Origin of the sequence: Sphingomonas cannabina, assembly GCF_021391395.1 — a bacterium.
Classification (GTDB): Bacteria; Pseudomonadota; Alphaproteobacteria; order Sphingomonadales; family Sphingomonadaceae; genus Sphingomonas; species Sphingomonas cannabina.
Map to the genome: position 1 here is coordinate 3,457,347 of NZ_CP090059.1, position 14,589 is coordinate 3,471,935.

The 14,589-nt window shown below is 68.4% G+C and carries 12 protein-coding genes; 2 read left to right on the forward strand and 10 right to left on the reverse strand.

Annotation, left to right across the window (positions count from 1 at the left end; translation table 11 throughout):
* Positions 1–10 precede the first annotated feature (10 nt).
* The 4 genes from LZK98_RS16360 to LZK98_RS16375 form a co-directional block, all read right to left on the reverse strand.
* Positions 11–193 (reverse strand): hypothetical protein, encoded by a 183-nt coding sequence (locus LZK98_RS16360; RefSeq protein WP_233783590.1) that lies wholly within the window; start codon positions 191–193, stop codon positions 11–13.
* Entirely contained in the window at positions 162–713 is a 552-nt protein-coding gene (locus tag LZK98_RS16365) for a hypothetical protein (RefSeq protein ID WP_233783591.1), read from the reverse strand. Before LZK98_RS16365 ends, LZK98_RS16360 begins: the two co-directional genes overlap by 32 nt.
* A 124-nt stretch (positions 714–837) precedes the next feature.
* Positions 838–3,795, reverse strand: coding sequence for an excinuclease ABC subunit UvrA (gene uvrA, locus LZK98_RS16370; protein WP_233783592.1), 2,958 nt, complete (start codon positions 3,793–3,795; stop codon positions 838–840).
* Positions 3,796–4,030: 235 nt separating this feature from the next.
* Positions 4,031–5,143, reverse strand: a complete 1,113-nt coding sequence (locus LZK98_RS16375; RefSeq protein WP_233783593.1) for a Gfo/Idh/MocA family protein — start codon at positions 5,141–5,143, stop codon at positions 4,031–4,033.
* Between the two features lie 315 nt (positions 5,144–5,458).
* On the opposite strand from LZK98_RS16375, the gene LZK98_RS16380 reads away from it, so the two are divergent.
* Complete coding sequence (locus LZK98_RS16380) at positions 5,459–5,800, forward strand: UrcA family protein (RefSeq protein ID WP_233783594.1); 342 nt, start codon at positions 5,459–5,461, stop codon at positions 5,798–5,800.
* Between the two features lie 255 nt (positions 5,801–6,055).
* On the opposite strand, the gene LZK98_RS16385 is transcribed toward LZK98_RS16380, so the two are convergent.
* The 6 genes from LZK98_RS16385 to yghU form a co-directional block, all read right to left on the reverse strand.
* Entirely contained in the window at positions 6,056–6,796 is a 741-nt protein-coding gene (locus LZK98_RS16385; RefSeq protein WP_233783595.1) for a LytR/AlgR family response regulator transcription factor, read from the reverse strand.
* Positions 6,786–7,979 (reverse strand): sensor histidine kinase, encoded by a 1,194-nt coding sequence (locus LZK98_RS16390; protein WP_233783596.1) that lies wholly within the window; start codon positions 7,977–7,979, stop codon positions 6,786–6,788. Before LZK98_RS16390 ends, LZK98_RS16385 begins: the two co-directional genes overlap by 11 nt.
* Before the next feature lie 338 nt (positions 7,980–8,317).
* Positions 8,318–9,118 carry a MetQ/NlpA family ABC transporter substrate-binding protein gene (locus tag LZK98_RS16395; RefSeq protein WP_233783597.1) on the reverse strand — a complete coding sequence of 267 codons (801 nt, stop codon included), beginning with the start codon at positions 9,116–9,118 and terminating at the stop codon, positions 8,318–8,320.
* Positions 9,119–9,134: 16 nt separating this feature from the next.
* Positions 9,135–9,800 carry a methionine ABC transporter permease gene (locus LZK98_RS16400; RefSeq protein ID WP_233783598.1) on the reverse strand — a complete coding sequence of 222 codons (666 nt, stop codon included), beginning with the start codon at positions 9,798–9,800 and terminating at the stop codon, positions 9,135–9,137.
* Positions 9,797–10,798: a methionine ABC transporter ATP-binding protein gene (locus LZK98_RS16405; protein WP_233783599.1), complete on the reverse strand. Its 1,002-nt coding sequence runs from the start codon at positions 10,796–10,798 to the stop codon at positions 9,797–9,799. Before LZK98_RS16405 ends, LZK98_RS16400 begins: the two co-directional genes overlap by 4 nt.
* An 8-nt stretch (positions 10,799–10,806) precedes the next feature.
* A complete protein-coding gene (gene yghU / locus LZK98_RS16410; RefSeq protein ID WP_233783600.1) occupies positions 10,807–11,709 on the reverse strand; it encodes a glutathione-dependent disulfide-bond oxidoreductase in 903 nt (300 codons plus the stop codon).
* Positions 11,710–11,940: 231 nt separating this feature from the next.
* Here yghU and LZK98_RS16415 point away from each other — a divergent pair, with 231 nt between their 5' ends.
* Complete coding sequence (locus LZK98_RS16415) at positions 11,941–14,550, forward strand: amino acid adenylation domain-containing protein (protein WP_233783601.1); 2,610 nt, start codon at positions 11,941–11,943, stop codon at positions 14,548–14,550.
* Positions 14,551–14,589: the final 39 nt, after the last annotated feature.

Consider the following 14,589-nt stretch of genomic DNA (forward strand, 5'->3'; position numbering starts at 1 on the left):
GCCGGCGTGGTTACCACTTCCCGCCCACAGCCTCGATCGCCGCGAGCAGCGCCTTCTTGCTCGGCGTTCGCCGCTTGCCGCTATTCCGCGGCATCTCCGGCTCGCCTGTAGCGGCCCGCCGGCGCGCGATATCCGCGGCGAACTCCTCGAAGGTCACCGGTTCAGGGCGCGAGGGTGGCGATGCCGTGCTCATTGGACGTCTCTTCCCGAATGCGGCGCTCAAGATAGGCGCGATCCAGGTCCGGGTGAAGCGACAGCAGCACGCGGGCCTGCTCCAGCATCTCGGGCGCGGTGCCCGAGGCGAACTGGCCCATGCGGTCGGCGATCATGTCTTCGACCGCCAGCACGGCGGCGGTGCCGTCCGGCTGGAGCGTGATCAGGCGGACGCGGTCGCGGTCGGCGAGGCCGTCGAGCAGCGTGGCGGAGACGACCTCGAAGCCGAGCTTGAGGTCGGGGTGTATCCAGCCGGTGAAGCTGTGGCCGGGACCGGAGGGGCGGACGAAGCCCTGTTGTACGAGTGCTTGCTCGAAGGCTTGCTGGCGGCCGGTGACCACGTCGAAGTCGCCAGTGGTGATGGCGCTGCCTGAGTAGAGTTCGACCGCGGCGCCGCCGACTAGGATCGGGGCTTCGTGGCCTTCGCGCAGCATCGCCTCGCTGACGCGGGCGAAGACGCGGAGGGCCGCTTCGAATTCGGGTCGGTACAGGTTCGTCATCCCCCTCACCCTTCCCATCGCTTCGCGTGTTCGAGCTTTGGCCTGCCCCCGGCAGGCCAAGATCGTGCCTGGAAGGCACGATCTCGCTCGAACACCCCTTCCCTCTCCCAAAGAGAGAGGGAGTTTATTCCGCCGCCACCGCCTCCTTCGCGGCCTTCCCCTTCTCCAGCAGCGGCGCGAGATACCGGCCCGTGAAGCTCCGCGGTTCGCGCGCCACATCTTCCGGGGTGCCCTCGGCGACCACCTCGCCGCCCTTGACGCCGCCTTCCGGCCCCAGGTCCAGGATCCAGTCCGCGGTCTTGATGACGTCGAGGTTGTGCTCGATCACCACCACCGTGTTGCCCTGCTCGACCAGCGCGTGGAGCACCTCGAGCAGCTTGCGGACGTCCTCGAAGTGGAGGCCGGTCGTCGGCTCGTCCAGGATGTAGAGCGTGTTGCCGGTGGCGCGGCGGCTCAGCTCCTTCGCCAGCTTGACGCGCTGCGCCTCGCCGCCCGACAGCGTCGTCGCCTGCTGGCCGACCTTGACGTAGCCGAGGCCGACCTCCGCCAGCATTGCCATCTTGTCGCGGATCGGGGGGACCGCCTTGAAGAACTCGACCGCGTCCTCGACCGTCATGTCGAGCACGTCGGCGATGCTGCGCCCCTTGAACTTCACCTCCAGCGTCTCGCGGTTGTAGCGGGCGCCGTGGCAGACGTCGCAGGTGACGTAGACGTCGGGGAGGAAGTGCATCTCGATCTTGAGCACGCCGTCGCCCTGGCACGCCTCGCACCGGCCGCCCTTGACGTTGAAGCTGAAGCGGCCGGGCTTGTAGCCGCGGGCCTGGCTCTCCGGCAGGCCGGCGAACCAGTCGCGGATTTGGGTGAAGGCGCCGGTGTAGGTCGCCGGGTTCGAGCGCGGGGTGCGGCCGATCGGCGACTGGTCGATGTCGATCACCTTGTCGAGGTGCTGGAGGCCGGTGATCTTGTCGTGCTTGCCGGCGAGCAGGCGGGCGCCGTTCAATTGGCGCGCGGCGGCGGCGTAGAGCGTGTCGATGGTGAAGCTCGACTTGCCCGAGCCGGAGACGCCGGTGACGCAGGTGAAGGTGCCGAGCGGGATGCTGGCGGTGACGCCGCGCAGGTTGTTGGCGGTGGCGCCGACCACCGTCAGCTTCTTGCCCGACCCCTTGCGGCGCTTGGGCGGGACCGGGACCTCTCGCGTTCCGTTGAGATAGTCGGCGGTGATGCTGTCGTGGCTCGCCAGCAGCTCAGGGAGCGTGCCCTTCGCCACCACCTCGCCGCCGTGGACGCCGGCGCCGGGGCCCATGTCGATGATATAGTCGGCGGTGCGGATCGCGTCCTCGTCATGCTCGACGACGAGGACGGTGTTGCCGAGGTCGCGCAGGCGCCGGAGCGTCGCCAGCAGCATGTCGTTGTCGCGCTGGTGGAGGCCGATGCTCGGCTCGTCGAGGACGTAGAGCACGCCCGACAGGCCGCTGCCGATCTGCGACGCGAGGCGGATGCGCTGGCTCTCGCCGCCGGAGAGGGTGCCGGAGGTGCGGTCGAGGTTGAGATAGTCGAGGCCGACGTTGTTGAGGAAGCCGAGGCGCTCGAGGATCTCCTTGAGGATGCGCTCGGCGATCTGGCGCTGCTGGTCGGTGAGCTGGTCGGGGAGCGCGGCGAACCATTGCAGCGCGTCGACCACCGACAGGCGGGTGGCGTGGCTGATGTCCTCGCCGGCGATCTTGACCGCCAGCGCCTCGGGCTTGAGGCGGGCGCCGTGGCAGACCTCGCAGGGCTGGGAGCTCTGGTATTTGGAGAGCTCCTCGCGCATCCAGGCGCTTTCGGTCGAGAGCATGCGGCGGTTGAGGTTGCCGATCACGCCCTCGAACGGCTTGCGGACGTCGTAGCTCTTCCTGCCGTCGACGAAGGTCAGGGTGACGGGGCGGCCCTGAGTGCCGTGGAGGATGACGTCGCGGTGCTCCTGCGGCAGATCCTCCCAGGGGGTGTCGAGGCTGAAGCCGAACTCGCGCGCCAGGCTGCCGAGGACCTGCATGTAATAGGGGGACGGCGGGTTGGACTTGGCCCAGGGGACGATCGCGCCCTTCTTGATGCTGAGCGCGTGGTTGGGGACGACGAGGTCCTCGTCGAACACCAGCTTCTCCCCCAAGCCGTCGCAGGCCGGGCAGGCGCCCTGGGGGGCGTTGAAGCTGAACAGGCGGGGCTCGATCTCGGGGATGGTGAAGCCGCTGACGGGGCAGGCGAACTTCTCGGAGAAGACGATGCGGTTGGCGGGGACGCCGGCGCCCTTCATCGCGCCGCCCTCGGCGACGAATTCCTGGCGCGCCTCGTTGACGCGGTTGCCGGCGAGCTCGGCGACCGTGGTATCCACCAGGTCGATATAGGCCAGCCCCTCGGCCAGCTTGAGCGCGGTCTCGAAGCTGTCCGCGAGGCGCGACGCAATATCGTCGCGGACGACGATGCGATCGACCACCACTTCGATGTCGTGCTTGTACTTCTTGTCGAGCGCCGGGGCCTCGTCGATCGCGTAGAGCTCGCCGTCGATGCGGACGCGCTGGAAGCCGGCCTTCTGCCATTCGGCCAGCTCCTTGCGATACTCGCCCTTGCGGCCGCGGACGACGGGGGCGAGGAGGAGCAGGCGGGTGCCCTCGGGCAGCGCGAGCACGCGGTCGACCATCTGGCTGACGGTCTGCGCGGCGATCGGCAGGCCGGTCGCGGGCGAATAGGGGATGCCGACGCGCGCCCACAGCAGGCGCATGTAATCGTAGATCTCGGTGACCGTCGCCACCGTCGAGCGCGGGTTGCGGCTGGTGGTCTTCTGCTCGATCGAGATCGCGGGGCTGAGCCCCTCGATATGGTCGACGTCGGGCTTCTGCATCAGCTCGAGGAACTGGCGGGCATAGGCCGACAGCGACTCGACGTAGCGGCGCTGGCCCTCCGCATAGATGGTGTCGAAGGCGAGGCTGGACTTGCCCGAGCCCGAGAGGCCGGTGATCACCGTCAGCGTGTCGCGGGGGATGTCGACCGAGACGTCCTTGAGATTGTGCTCGCGCGCGCCGCGGACGGAGATGGTGGTGAGGGCCATGCTCTACGTTCTATCTTCGTTCTGGAGGGGATTCCAGCCTAGAGATAGGAAGCGGGGCGGGATGTTGCCAGCGTGGTGTCAGTAGTGGGGGCCCTTTCAATCCTCCCCCGCCGGGGGGAGGTGTCAGCCCAGGCTGACGGAGGGGGAGGACGGCGATCCGCTATCGGCGTGCTTCCTCCCCCTCCGTCACGCTTCGCGTGCCACCTCCCCCTGGCGGGGGAGGATTGGATGTCTCCTACGCCGCCGCCATCCGCACGGTGCGCCCTTCCCTGGCCGCGCGGTAGATGGCCTCGATCAGGCGCATGTCGCGCAGGCCCTCCTCGCCGGGGACGATCGGGTCGCGGTCGGTCAGCACGCACTCGGCGAAATGGTCGAGCTGGCCGACGAACTGGTTCTTGGCCGGCGCCGGCAGCACGCGCGGCTCCATCTTGCCGCCCTTGCGCACCCACATCTGCTGGCCCTCGTAGACGGTGGCGGGCTCCATCCACACCCAGCCTTCGGTGCCGGTCACGCGGTGGGCATTGTGGTTGGAGCTGTAGCTCGACACGCAGTCGGCGATCAGGCCCGACGGGAACTTGAGCTGGAAGTCGATGCGGTCCTCGACCGTCCTGAAGCGCGGGTCGCTGCGGTCGGTCGATTCCATCGCATTGACCTCGACCGGCTCCTCGCCCGAGAGGTAGCGCGCCGCCTGGAGGCTGTAGATGCCGATGTCCATCAGCGACCCGCCGCCCGACAGCGGCTTGTCGAGCCGCCATTGATTGGGGCTGATGGTGAAGCCCGACTCCGCAGTGATCAGGCGCGGCTTGCCCAGGAAGCCCGAGCGGACCAGCTCGATCGCGTGGCGGTTGTAGGGCTCGAAGCGCGAGCGGTAGCCGATCATCAGCTTGCGGCCCGCCTTGCGGCAGGCGGCGACCATCGCCTCGGCCTCGGCGGCGGAGACGGCCATCGGCTTCTCGCAGAGGACGTGCTTGCCCGCCTGGGCGGCGCGGATCGTGTATTCGGCATGGAGCGCGTTGGGCAGGATGACGTAGACCGCGTCGATGTCGGGATTATCGCGGATGCTGTCGTAGTTGGCGTAGCTGTAGTGGTGCGTCTTCGGGATGCCGTATTCGGTGCCGTAGCGTGTCAGCTTCTCCGGCGTGCCGCTGACCAGCGCGGTCAGCCTGATCGACTCGCAGCCGGCGAGGCGCGGCATGATCTGGCGCGTGGCGTAGCTGCCGAGCCCGACGACCGCCAGGCCGAGCTTGCGGCCGGGTGTCCCCTGCCGCAGCGTGACCGCGGCGGCGGCGCCCGCCACCAGCGCACCGCCCATGCCGACGAGGAGCCCGCGACGCGTGCCGTCCAACATCCCCTCTCTCCCGCAACGCCCGCCGATGTGCGGGCCCGGAAACTGTTAACGCTATCGGTAACGGGAAAGTGCCGTTCGCAAAAGGGCGTTTCGGGAAATTCCCGCGCCCGACATCGTGCCTGAAGGCCCGCCGGAGCCGTCCGTACCCGTCGTTCATCGAACCGCATCTGCCGTTCATCGTCCGCCGTTGCGGTTGATAGAACGGTCCATCCTCTTGATCGAAGAGCGCGCCCCTCCGCCCGCCCGATCGAATATTCATCAGTCGCCGCCCTTTCGGGGGCGAGCGATTGACCTCAACAACATGGGAACGATGTGATGCGTATTGCACATTTGGGACTGTTGTCGCTCGCCTTCCTTGGTTCGCCCAGTTTCGCAGAGGCGGCGATGGACATGAAACCGTCGCACAGGGTGGTCGTCTCCACGCGCGGCCTCGACCTTTCGACCGATGCGGGTGTCAGGGCGGCGCGAGCGCGTGTCCGCCGTGCGGCGGAACAGGTTTGCGGTGACTATCCGCGCGTCGGCCTCTTGCCGCCGCCGGGAATCGCGCGGTGCCGCACGACCGCGACGCGCGAAGCAGAGCCCAGGATTGCCGCCTTGGCCTCGCGCGCAAGCAACGATCGCGTCGCCATGGCCGACACAGGCAGGCACGATCGATAGCCGGCCCGGTCCGGCCGCTCGCTCGAGCCTCATCGAGGATGAGATTTCGATCGATCAGATCAACATTAAGGAAGCGACTGACATCTCAACCCTCCTCACCGTCACCCCGGACTTGTTCCGGGGTCCACCGGGAGGCAAGGACCGGACAAGAGGTTCCAGCTCAGCCTGTGAGGCTGAGTGGACCCCGGAACAAGTCCGGGGTGACGGCGGGAACCGGATTACGGCAGACCTGCAACTTCAAATGTCGACAGGCTCTTACCTGCCCGCAAGCGCCTTTACCGCCGCGAGATGCGAGCGGCCGACCCGGACCTCGGCCCCGTTGGCCAGGATCACGTACCAGATTCCGAGCCCGTCATGGCGGAGCCTGGCGATGAAGTCGCGCCTGACGATCGTCGAGCGGTGGACGCGGATGAACATGGCCGGGTCCAGCCGGCGCTCGAGGTCGCCGAGCGTCTGGTGGAGCAGGAAGCTGCGCGACCCGATCTGCAGGGACATGTAATCGCGCATCGCGTCGATCCGATCGACATCGACCGCCGCAATGCGCACCATTTCCGAACGATACGGAACCCAGAATTCCTCGATCCGGTCGGACGGCACGGCGGCGCGGTGCTCGGGGCTGCCGATCTTCCGGCGTGCGCGCGCAACCGCCCGGACCAGTCCTTCGGACGTTATCGGCTTCAGCAGATAATCGACCGCGGCAACATCGAACGCCGCCAGAGCAAAGCCGTCGAAGGCCGTACAAAAGACGATGGCGGGCGGCTGCTCCCCGGTGGAGAGCGTCTTTGCCACATCCATGCCGTCCACCTGCGGCATGGCGATGTCGAGAAGAACGAGGTCGGGCGACAGCGCCTTGGCCAGCCGCAGCGCGATCTCCCCGTCGGACGCGGTCCCCACCAGCGAGAGGCTGGGGACGTGCGAGCACAGCATGACCAGCCGTTCGATGGCGAGCGGCTCGTCGTCCACGATCAGCGTGCGCAAGGCAGGTTCACCGGGCATCGAAGGTCAGCGGCATCGTGAGGTCGACGAGGAAACCGCCGGGGTCGAGCGGGTGCACGCGGCAGGAGCCCCCACCGCCGAACCGCGCGGCAATGCGGTCGGCGACGTTGCGCAGGCCCAGGCCGGTTCCTCCGACACTCTCCTTGCCGGCCGCTCCCGCTTCGCCATCGTCCTGCACCGATAGAAGGAGAAGCCCCTCCTGGCTGCGCGCGCGGATGCTGATCGTGACGGGGCGGCGCGATCGCGACACACCATATTTGACGGCGTTCTCGATCAGCGGCTGCAGGATCAATCCGGGGACAAGGGCATCGCGCAGGTCGTCGGGCAGGTCGATGGCGAGGCGCAGCCGAACGGGGAAGCGGACCTGTTCGATCTCGAGGTAGAGGCGCTGAAGCCGGATCTCCTCCTCCAGCCGCACATCCTCGCTCGGGTCGCCGACCAGGCTGGCCCGGAAGAAGCTCGAGAGATTGATGATCATGCGCTCGGCGGCGGGGCGTCGGTCGGACATGACCAGCGAAGACAGCGAATTGAGCGTGTTGAACAGGAAGTGCGGGTTGACCTGGTATCTGAGCGCCCGAAGCTCGGCCGCCTGCGCCGCAGCGCGGAACGCCGCGTTCTTGCGTTCCAGCGCGCCGACCTCCGCGGCATAGCGAAGCGCGAGGTAGAGCGCTGCCCAGCCGACGAAGAAGAAATAGCTGTTGACCGCGTTGTCCGTGATCATCTTGATCACTTCCATATTGGCGTCGTCGGCGTTCGTTCCTCCAACCTCCACCATCATCCTGCCGGCTGGCGGAGCCTGCTCCGTCTCGGCAGGCGCCTTTTCCGCACTGGCGGCGATCGCGGGCCATGGCGACTTCATGACCTCAAACACCACCCAGTCGGCAGCCGAGAAGGCCAATGCCGCAGGCGCGGCGAGCAGGCCCGCGACGATCATGCCGCGCCGCAGCGACTTCCTCACCACCCTGCGCAGCACCAGGTAGAGCAGATAGGTGAGGCCCATGCTGAAGACCATGAGCTCCAGGTGCCGCACCAGCGTGTCGAGTTGGCCGGTCTTTCCCATGACCGCCGAGCGCAACGTGACGATGGCGCAATAGAACAGCCAGAAACCGACGATCGACAGCAAGGCGACACGCGGCGGAAGAGCAGGTTCGTCGTGCGGGTCCGCAGCGAATTCTTCAGGCATGGCGGATCATAGCGTCAGGCCGGCGGCGGTAGAAGATCGCACCATGTCGCTGATCGAAGACTGTCGGACATTCATCGAAACGCGCGGAGGCCGGGGCGCTCCGTCTACGCCATTGTCGGTGTGGAGTACGCGCTGGAATGGGTCGACATTCAGAACCGTGGAAGTGTGCGCCTTCCTTCCCTCCGTCACCCCGGCCTTGTGCCGGGGTCCACCGGGAGGCAAGTGCCGGACAAGAGGTTCGAGCTTCACCGGTGAGGCTGGGTGGACCCCGGCACAAGGCCGGGGTGACGGAGGGAAGGAAGGGTGGCGCCTTGCTTCCTCCTAAATGTCGATCCGCCCTAAAACACCGGCACCACAGCCCCGCCGTACTTGCGCTCCATGAACGCCTTCACCTCCGGGCTGCGCAGCGCCGTGACGAGCTTCTGCACCCGCGGATCGTTCCGCTCGCTCTCCAGGCCCACCACATAATTCACGTAAGGACTGTCCTTCCCCTCGATCGCGAGCGCGTCGCGGGTCGGGTTGAGGCCGGCGTCGAGCGCATAGTTGGTGTTGATCAGCGCCAGGTCGACCTGGTCGAGCACGCGGGGCAGCGTCGCCGCCTCGATCTCGCGGAACTTCAATTGCTTGCGGTTCTGGACGACGTCCTTGGGCGTGGCGGTGATGTCGCTCGGGTCGCGCAGCGTGATCAGCCCCTCCCCGGCGAGCAGCCGCAGCGCGCGGCCGCTGTTGCTCGGCTCGTTGGGGATGGCGACGGTGGCGCCGTCGGGCAGCTCGCCCAGCGCCTTCCACTTGCGCGAATAGGCGCCGAGCGGCTCGATGTGCACCCCGGCGATCTTCACCAGATGCGTGCCCTTGGCCTTGTTGAACTCGTCGAGATAGGGGCCGGTCTGGAAATAGTTGACCGCGATCCGCCCCTCGGAGACCTGGACGTTGGGCTGGACGTAATCGTTGAACACCCGGACATCGAGCTTGACGCCCTCGCGCGCCAGGATTGGCTTCACGAACTCGAGGATCTCGGCGTGCGGCACCGCGGTGGCGGCGACCGTCAGCGTGCCGGGATCGCCGGCACCGGGCTTGCCGCCGCCGCAGCCGGCGAGCGCAAGGGCGCCGAGCGCCGCCAGCAGGATGCGTCGGTTCATGGGAGCGGCCTTTCTCTTATCGATGGCTGAAATGGCGGACGAGCCGGTCGCCCGCCATCTGGAGAAGCTGGACGATGACCAGCAGCAGCACGACGGTGACGAGCATCACGTCGGTCTGGAAACGCTGATAGCCGAAGCGGATGGCGAGGTCCCCCAGGCCGCCCGCGCCGACCGCGCCGGCCATCGCGGTGAACGAGACCAGCGCGATCGCGGTGACGGTGACGCCGGCGATGATGCCCGGCAGCGCCTCCGGCAGCAGCGCGCGGAGCACGAGGTCGCGGGTGGTCGCCCCCATCGCCTGCACCGCCTCGACCGTGTTGCGGTCGACCTCGCGCAGCGCGGTCTCGACCAGCCGGGCGAAGAAGGGCGCGGCGCCGACCACCAGCGGCGGGATCGCGCCGACGACGCCGAGCGAGGTGCCGACGAGCAGCACGGTCAGCGGGATCATCACGATCAGCAGGATGATGAAGGGCACCGAGCGCAGCAGGTTGACGGCCAGCGCGAGCACGCCGTTGCCGAGCCGGCTCTCCCACACCTGGCCGGGACCGGTCAGGAACAGCGCGATGCCGAGCGGCAGGCCGAGCAGCACGGTCAGCACCAGCGAGCCGCCGAGCATCGCCAGCGTGTCGAGGCTGGCCTGGCCGATGTCGGCCCAGTCGATGTTGACGAACCAGTCGTTCATGACGCCGCCACTTCGCCCCCGGCGCGGAGCGCGTCAACGTTTCCATGCGCGCGCAGGGCGTCGATCGCCGCCGTCACGTCGCCGCCGGTGAGGCCCAGAGTGAGCTGGCCGAAGCTCAGGTCCTTGAGCCGGCCGATGCGGCCGTCGAGGATCGCGAAGTCGGTGCCGGTCTCGCGCGCGATCCGCGTCAGCACCGGCTGCCACACCGCCTCGCCGCGCAGGGTGAGCCGGATCACCTGGCCCGTGAAGCCGACCGGCTCGGGATGGTCGTCGGTCTCGGCGAGCAGCGCGCGCGTCTCGGGCGCCTGGGGATCGAGGAAGACGTCGGCGACGCTGCCGCTCTCGACGACGCGGCCGGCGTGGAGCACCGCGACACGGTCGCAGACCTGGCGCACCACCTCCATCTCGTGCGTGATCAGCACGATCGTCAGGCCGAGCTCGCGGTTGAGGTCGGCGATCAGGGCGAGGATGCTGCGCGTCGTCTCGGGATCGAGCGCGCTGGTCGCCTCGTCGCACAGCAGGATGTCGGGGCCGGTGGCGAGCGCGCGGGCGATGCCGACGCGCTGCTTCTGCCCGCCGGACAGCTGCGCGGGATATTTGTCGCCATGGTCGGCGAGCCCGACGCGGGCGAGCAGCTCGGGCACGCGGGCCGCGATGGTGGCGGCGTCGGCGCCGCCGATCCTGAGCGGCAGCGCGACGTTGGCGGAGACGGTGCGCGAGGCGAGCAGGCCGAAGTTCTGGAAGATCATGCCGACGCGGCGGCGGAGCGTGCGGATCCCCTCCCCGTCCAGCGCGGCGACGTCGGTGCCGTCGATCGACACCGTCCCCGCGCTCGGCCGCTCGAGGCCGTTGAGCAGCCGCACCAGCGTCGACTTGCCCGCGCCCGAGCGACCGATGATGCCGAACACCTCGCCGCGCGCGACCTGAAGGTCGACGGCCGCCAGCGCTGCGTGGCGGCCGCCGGTGAAGGTCTTGTGGACGCCTTCCAGCCGGATCACGGGCGCGGTCAGACCCGCTCGCCCGCGGCTGCGCCGATCCGGTCGAAGTCGCTCGCGGCGTGGCGCTCGCGCAGCTTGCCCTCGGCGGTGCGGTTGACGATGCGGCCGCGCTTCACCGGCTCGCGCGCGGCGATCTGCTCGGCCCAGCGCTGGACGTTTTCATATTCGCCGGCGCCCAGGAACTGCTGCGCGTCATAGCCGTCGCCGCGATAGGCGTCGCCGAGCACCAGCGCACCGTACCAGGGCCAGATCGCCATGTCGGCGATGGTGTAGTCGTCGCCGGCGACGAATTGGTGGCGCGCCAGCTGGGTGTCGAGGACGTGGAGCTGGCGCTTGGCCTCCATCGCATAGCGGTTGATGGCATATTCGATCTTGAACGGCGCATAGGCGTAGAAATGGCCGAAGCCGCCGCCGACGAAGGGCGCCGAGCCCATCTGCCACATCAGCCAGTTCATCGTCTCGGCCCGCTTGTGGTGATCGGTGGGGAGGAAGGCGCCGAACTTTTCGGCGAGGTAGAAGAGGATCGAGCCGCTCTCGAACAGGCGCGTCGGCGGGGTGGTGGAATGGTCCATCAGCGCCGGGATCTTGGAGTTGGGATTGACCCCGACGAAGCCGCTGCCGAACTGGTCGCCCTTGCCGATGTCGATCAGCCAGGCGTCATACTCCGCGCCCGCATGGCCGGCAGCGAGCAGCTCCTCGAGCATGATCGTGACCTTCTGCCCATTGGGCGTGCCCATCGAGTAGAGCTGGAGCGGATGATCGCCGACCGGCAGCGCCGCCTCATGCGTCGCGCCGGAGATCGGACGGTTGATGCTGGCCCAGGTCCCGCCACTCGGCTGGTCCCAGGTCCAGACGCTGGGCGGAACATAGCCCGGCGGCTGATTGTTCGCGCTGTCGGCGGCGTCGGTCATGCTGTCCCTCCGGTCATGATGATGCGGCCGCTGATTTAAGCCCGAAAACCGGATGCGCCAGCGCACCCGCCCATTTCTTTCTTTCCGACGCCCAAGGTCCGCATGATCCGCCGGAACGGCGATTCCGGGCTATCCGGGAGCTACTCCTGACATCGATACATAATCCCGATGCGTCATTGAAACCGATTGCCTCAGAAGCAACACAATAACGGCCAGAGGACGGGAGGCGGCATGAAATACCGCCAATTAAGTCATCATGCTTACGAGCGAGACGATATTAAGACTCCCGCCCCCTCTACCAGGGAAAGGCGGCTGGACGCCGCATTTGTAGAGCAGGCCGCGAGAACACCGGAGAGGATCGCCGTCCTGTGCGCGGGACAGGCGCTCACCTATCGCGCGCTGGATCGGCGCTCCAACCGGCTTGCCTGCCACCTTCGCGCGATCGGCGTCGATCGCGAGGTGCGCGTCGCCGTCGCCCTGCCGCGTACGGCCGAGCTGATCGTGGCGTTGCTCGCGATCCTGAAGGCGGGCGGCGCCTATGTGCCGCTCGACCTCAGGCAGCCGCCCGACCGGCTCGACTTCCTGCTCCGCGACAGCGGCGCCGCGATCCTGCTGACCGACGCGGCGAGCGCGGCGTCGCTGTTCGCGGACAGCGGCTGCCGGGTCGAGACGCTGCCGGCCGCGACCGACACATTGTCCGCGGACCCGCTCGAACCGGCGGGCGATCATCTCGACCTCGCCTATATCATCTACACCTCCGGCTCGACCGGCGTTCCCAAGGGCGTGATGCTGCGGCACAGCGCGATGGGGATCATCGACTGGATGGCGTCGACCATGGACGCCGGCGACCTGGAGCGGATCGCCGCGACCACCTCCATCACCTTCGACCCCTCGGTGATCGAGATCTTCGGGCCGCTGTCCTGGGGCGGCTGCGTGGTCCTGAAGGAGAGCCTGCTCGAACCGTTCCGGCACGGCGAATGCCCCACGCTCGTCCAGGGGCCGCCGTCGGTGATGGACGGGCTGGCGCGGCGCGGTGCGATCCCCGAGACGGTGCGGGCGATCAACTGCGGCGGCGAGGTGCTGCAGGCCAAGATCGTCGAGCGGCTCTATCGGCTGTCGCGGATCGAGCGGCTCTACAACCACTATGGGCCGACCGAGGCGACGATCGTCGCGACGATCGCGCCGGTGCCGCGCGGGACGCGCGAGGACCCGCCGCTGGGCGAGCCGGTGGCCGGGGCGCGCATCCATCTGCTCGACGAGGCGGGCGAGCCGGTTGCCGAGGGCGAGGTCGGCGAGATCTGCATCGGCGGGGACGGCGTCGCCTGCGGCTATTGGAACCGTCCCGAGCTCACCGGTGAACGGTTCGTGCCCGAGCCAGGGACCGACCCGGCCCGGCCGATGTACCGGACGGGCGACCTCGCCTTCTACGGCGCGCCGGGCAAGCTGATGTTCGTCGGGCGACGGGAGCGCCAGGTCAAGATCCGCGGGCAGCGCGTCGAGCTCGGCGAGATCGAACATGCGCTGCGCGGGCTGCCGCTGGTGGTGGAGGCCGCGGTCGAGTGGTTCCATGCGGATGGCCGGCCCGACCGGCTCGTCGCCTTCCTCGAAGTGGAAGCGGGTTTCGACGAGACCGCGGCGCTTCGCGAGCTGGGGCGCTGGCTGCCGTCGCATATGCTGCCGCATCGGATCATGCCGATGCCGCGGCTGCCGCGCGGCGTGTCCGGCAAGGTCGACCATCAGGCTCTCGCATCGCTCCATCCGGGCGATTTCCCCGCGAAGGAGGATGCGCCGGCCGGGGCCACGCCGCTCGAAGCGCTGGTCGTCGCCGCCTTCGCGAGGGGGCTGCATCGTCATGACATCGACGTCGACGACGATTTCTTCGCGCTCGGCGGGGATTCGCTGTCCGCCTACAACCTCACGCTCGAGCTGGAGGAGCTGCTCGACCGCCCGGTGTCGCCGGCGATCATGGCGCAGGCGAGCACGCCGCGCGCGCTTGCCCAGATCCTGGAGCTGACCGATGCCTCACAGGACGGCGATTTCTGCGTGCTCAACGCCGGAGGCAGTGGGCGGCCGATCTTCTGCCTTCCCGACGTGTTCGGGCAGCCGGTCAGCTTCACGGCGCTCGCCGACGTGCTCAGGGACGTGCGACCGATCTACGGCCTGACGCCCGCACCCGGCGTGGAACGGACCGGTCGGCTCAGCGTGGAGACGCTGACCGCCCGCTATCTGAGGACGGTCCGCGGGCTGCAGGCGACGGGCCCCTATTGCATCGCCGGCTATTCCTTCGGCGGCGTCGCCGCCTTCGACCTGGCGCGCGCGCTCGAGGCGGCGGGGGAAGAGGTGACGCTGGTCCTCATCGATGCGTTGGTCGGATACCGGATCCTCGAGCCGCGGGTCTGGCTGCCGTGGCTGGTCAGGCACGGACTCGCCTATGCGCGGAGCACGGGGGTGCGGCAGCTGCTGAATAAGGCGATGGTGTCGCGGTGGATACCCTGGATGAGGTCGCAGCCGGCGCCGCCGAGCTGGGTGTCGGCGCGCAGCCGCGACCTGGCCGCGGCGATGATCGATGCGACGCGTCGCTATCGGATCGGGACCTTCGGCGGACCGACGATGCTGATCCACGCCGGCGTCCGCGATCCGCTGGAGCGGCTGCTCGATCACGACGGCCGTCAGGGCTGGGGCCAGGCGCTGCGCGGAGAGGTGCGGACGGTGACGTTGCCCGCGTCGCATCTCGAGATCATGCGCTATCCGCATGTCGCCAGCGTGGCCGAGGTCTTCTCCGCGCTGTCCGGGGAGGATGGCGCTCCTGAAGCCGGGCGATCCGTTGCGTACGTAGCCTGAACGGACGGGTGCCGCTTACGGGACTTTATGCCGTGCTGG

Bases quoted from the DNA above. Each gene is read 5' to 3' on its own strand.
- LZK98_RS16360 (WP_233783590.1), bottom strand. From the start codon at position 193: ATGAGCACGGCATCGCCACCCTCGCGCCCTGAACCGGTGACCTTCGAG.
- LZK98_RS16400 (WP_233783598.1), bottom strand. From the start codon at position 9,800: ATGAACGACTGGTTCGTCAACATCGACTGGGCCGACATCGGCCAGGCC.
- LZK98_RS16375 (WP_233783593.1), bottom strand. From the start codon at position 5,143: ATGTTGGACGGCACGCGTCGCGGGCTCCTCGTCGGCATGGGCGGTGCG.
- LZK98_RS16365 (WP_233783591.1), bottom strand. From the start codon at position 713: ATGACGAACCTGTACCGACCCGAATTCGAAGCGGCCCTCCGCGTCTTC.
- LZK98_RS16415 (WP_233783601.1), top strand. From the start codon at position 11,941: ATGAAATACCGCCAATTAAGTCATCATGCTTACGAGCGAGACGATATT.
- LZK98_RS16380 (WP_233783594.1), top strand. From the start codon at position 5,459: ATGCGTATTGCACATTTGGGACTGTTGTCGCTCGCCTTCCTTGGTTCG.
- uvrA (WP_233783592.1), bottom strand. From the start codon at position 3,795: ATGGCCCTCACCACCATCTCCGTCCGCGGCGCGCGCGAGCACAATCTC.
- LZK98_RS16395 (WP_233783597.1), bottom strand. From the start codon at position 9,118: ATGAACCGACGCATCCTGCTGGCGGCGCTCGGCGCCCTTGCGCTCGCC.
- yghU (WP_233783600.1), bottom strand. From the start codon at position 11,709: ATGACCGACGCCGCCGACAGCGCGAACAATCAGCCGCCGGGCTATGTT.
- LZK98_RS16385 (WP_233783595.1), bottom strand. From the start codon at position 6,796: ATGCCCGGTGAACCTGCCTTGCGCACGCTGATCGTGGACGACGAGCCG.
- LZK98_RS16390 (WP_233783596.1), bottom strand. From the start codon at position 7,979: ATGCCTGAAGAATTCGCTGCGGACCCGCACGACGAACCTGCTCTTCCG.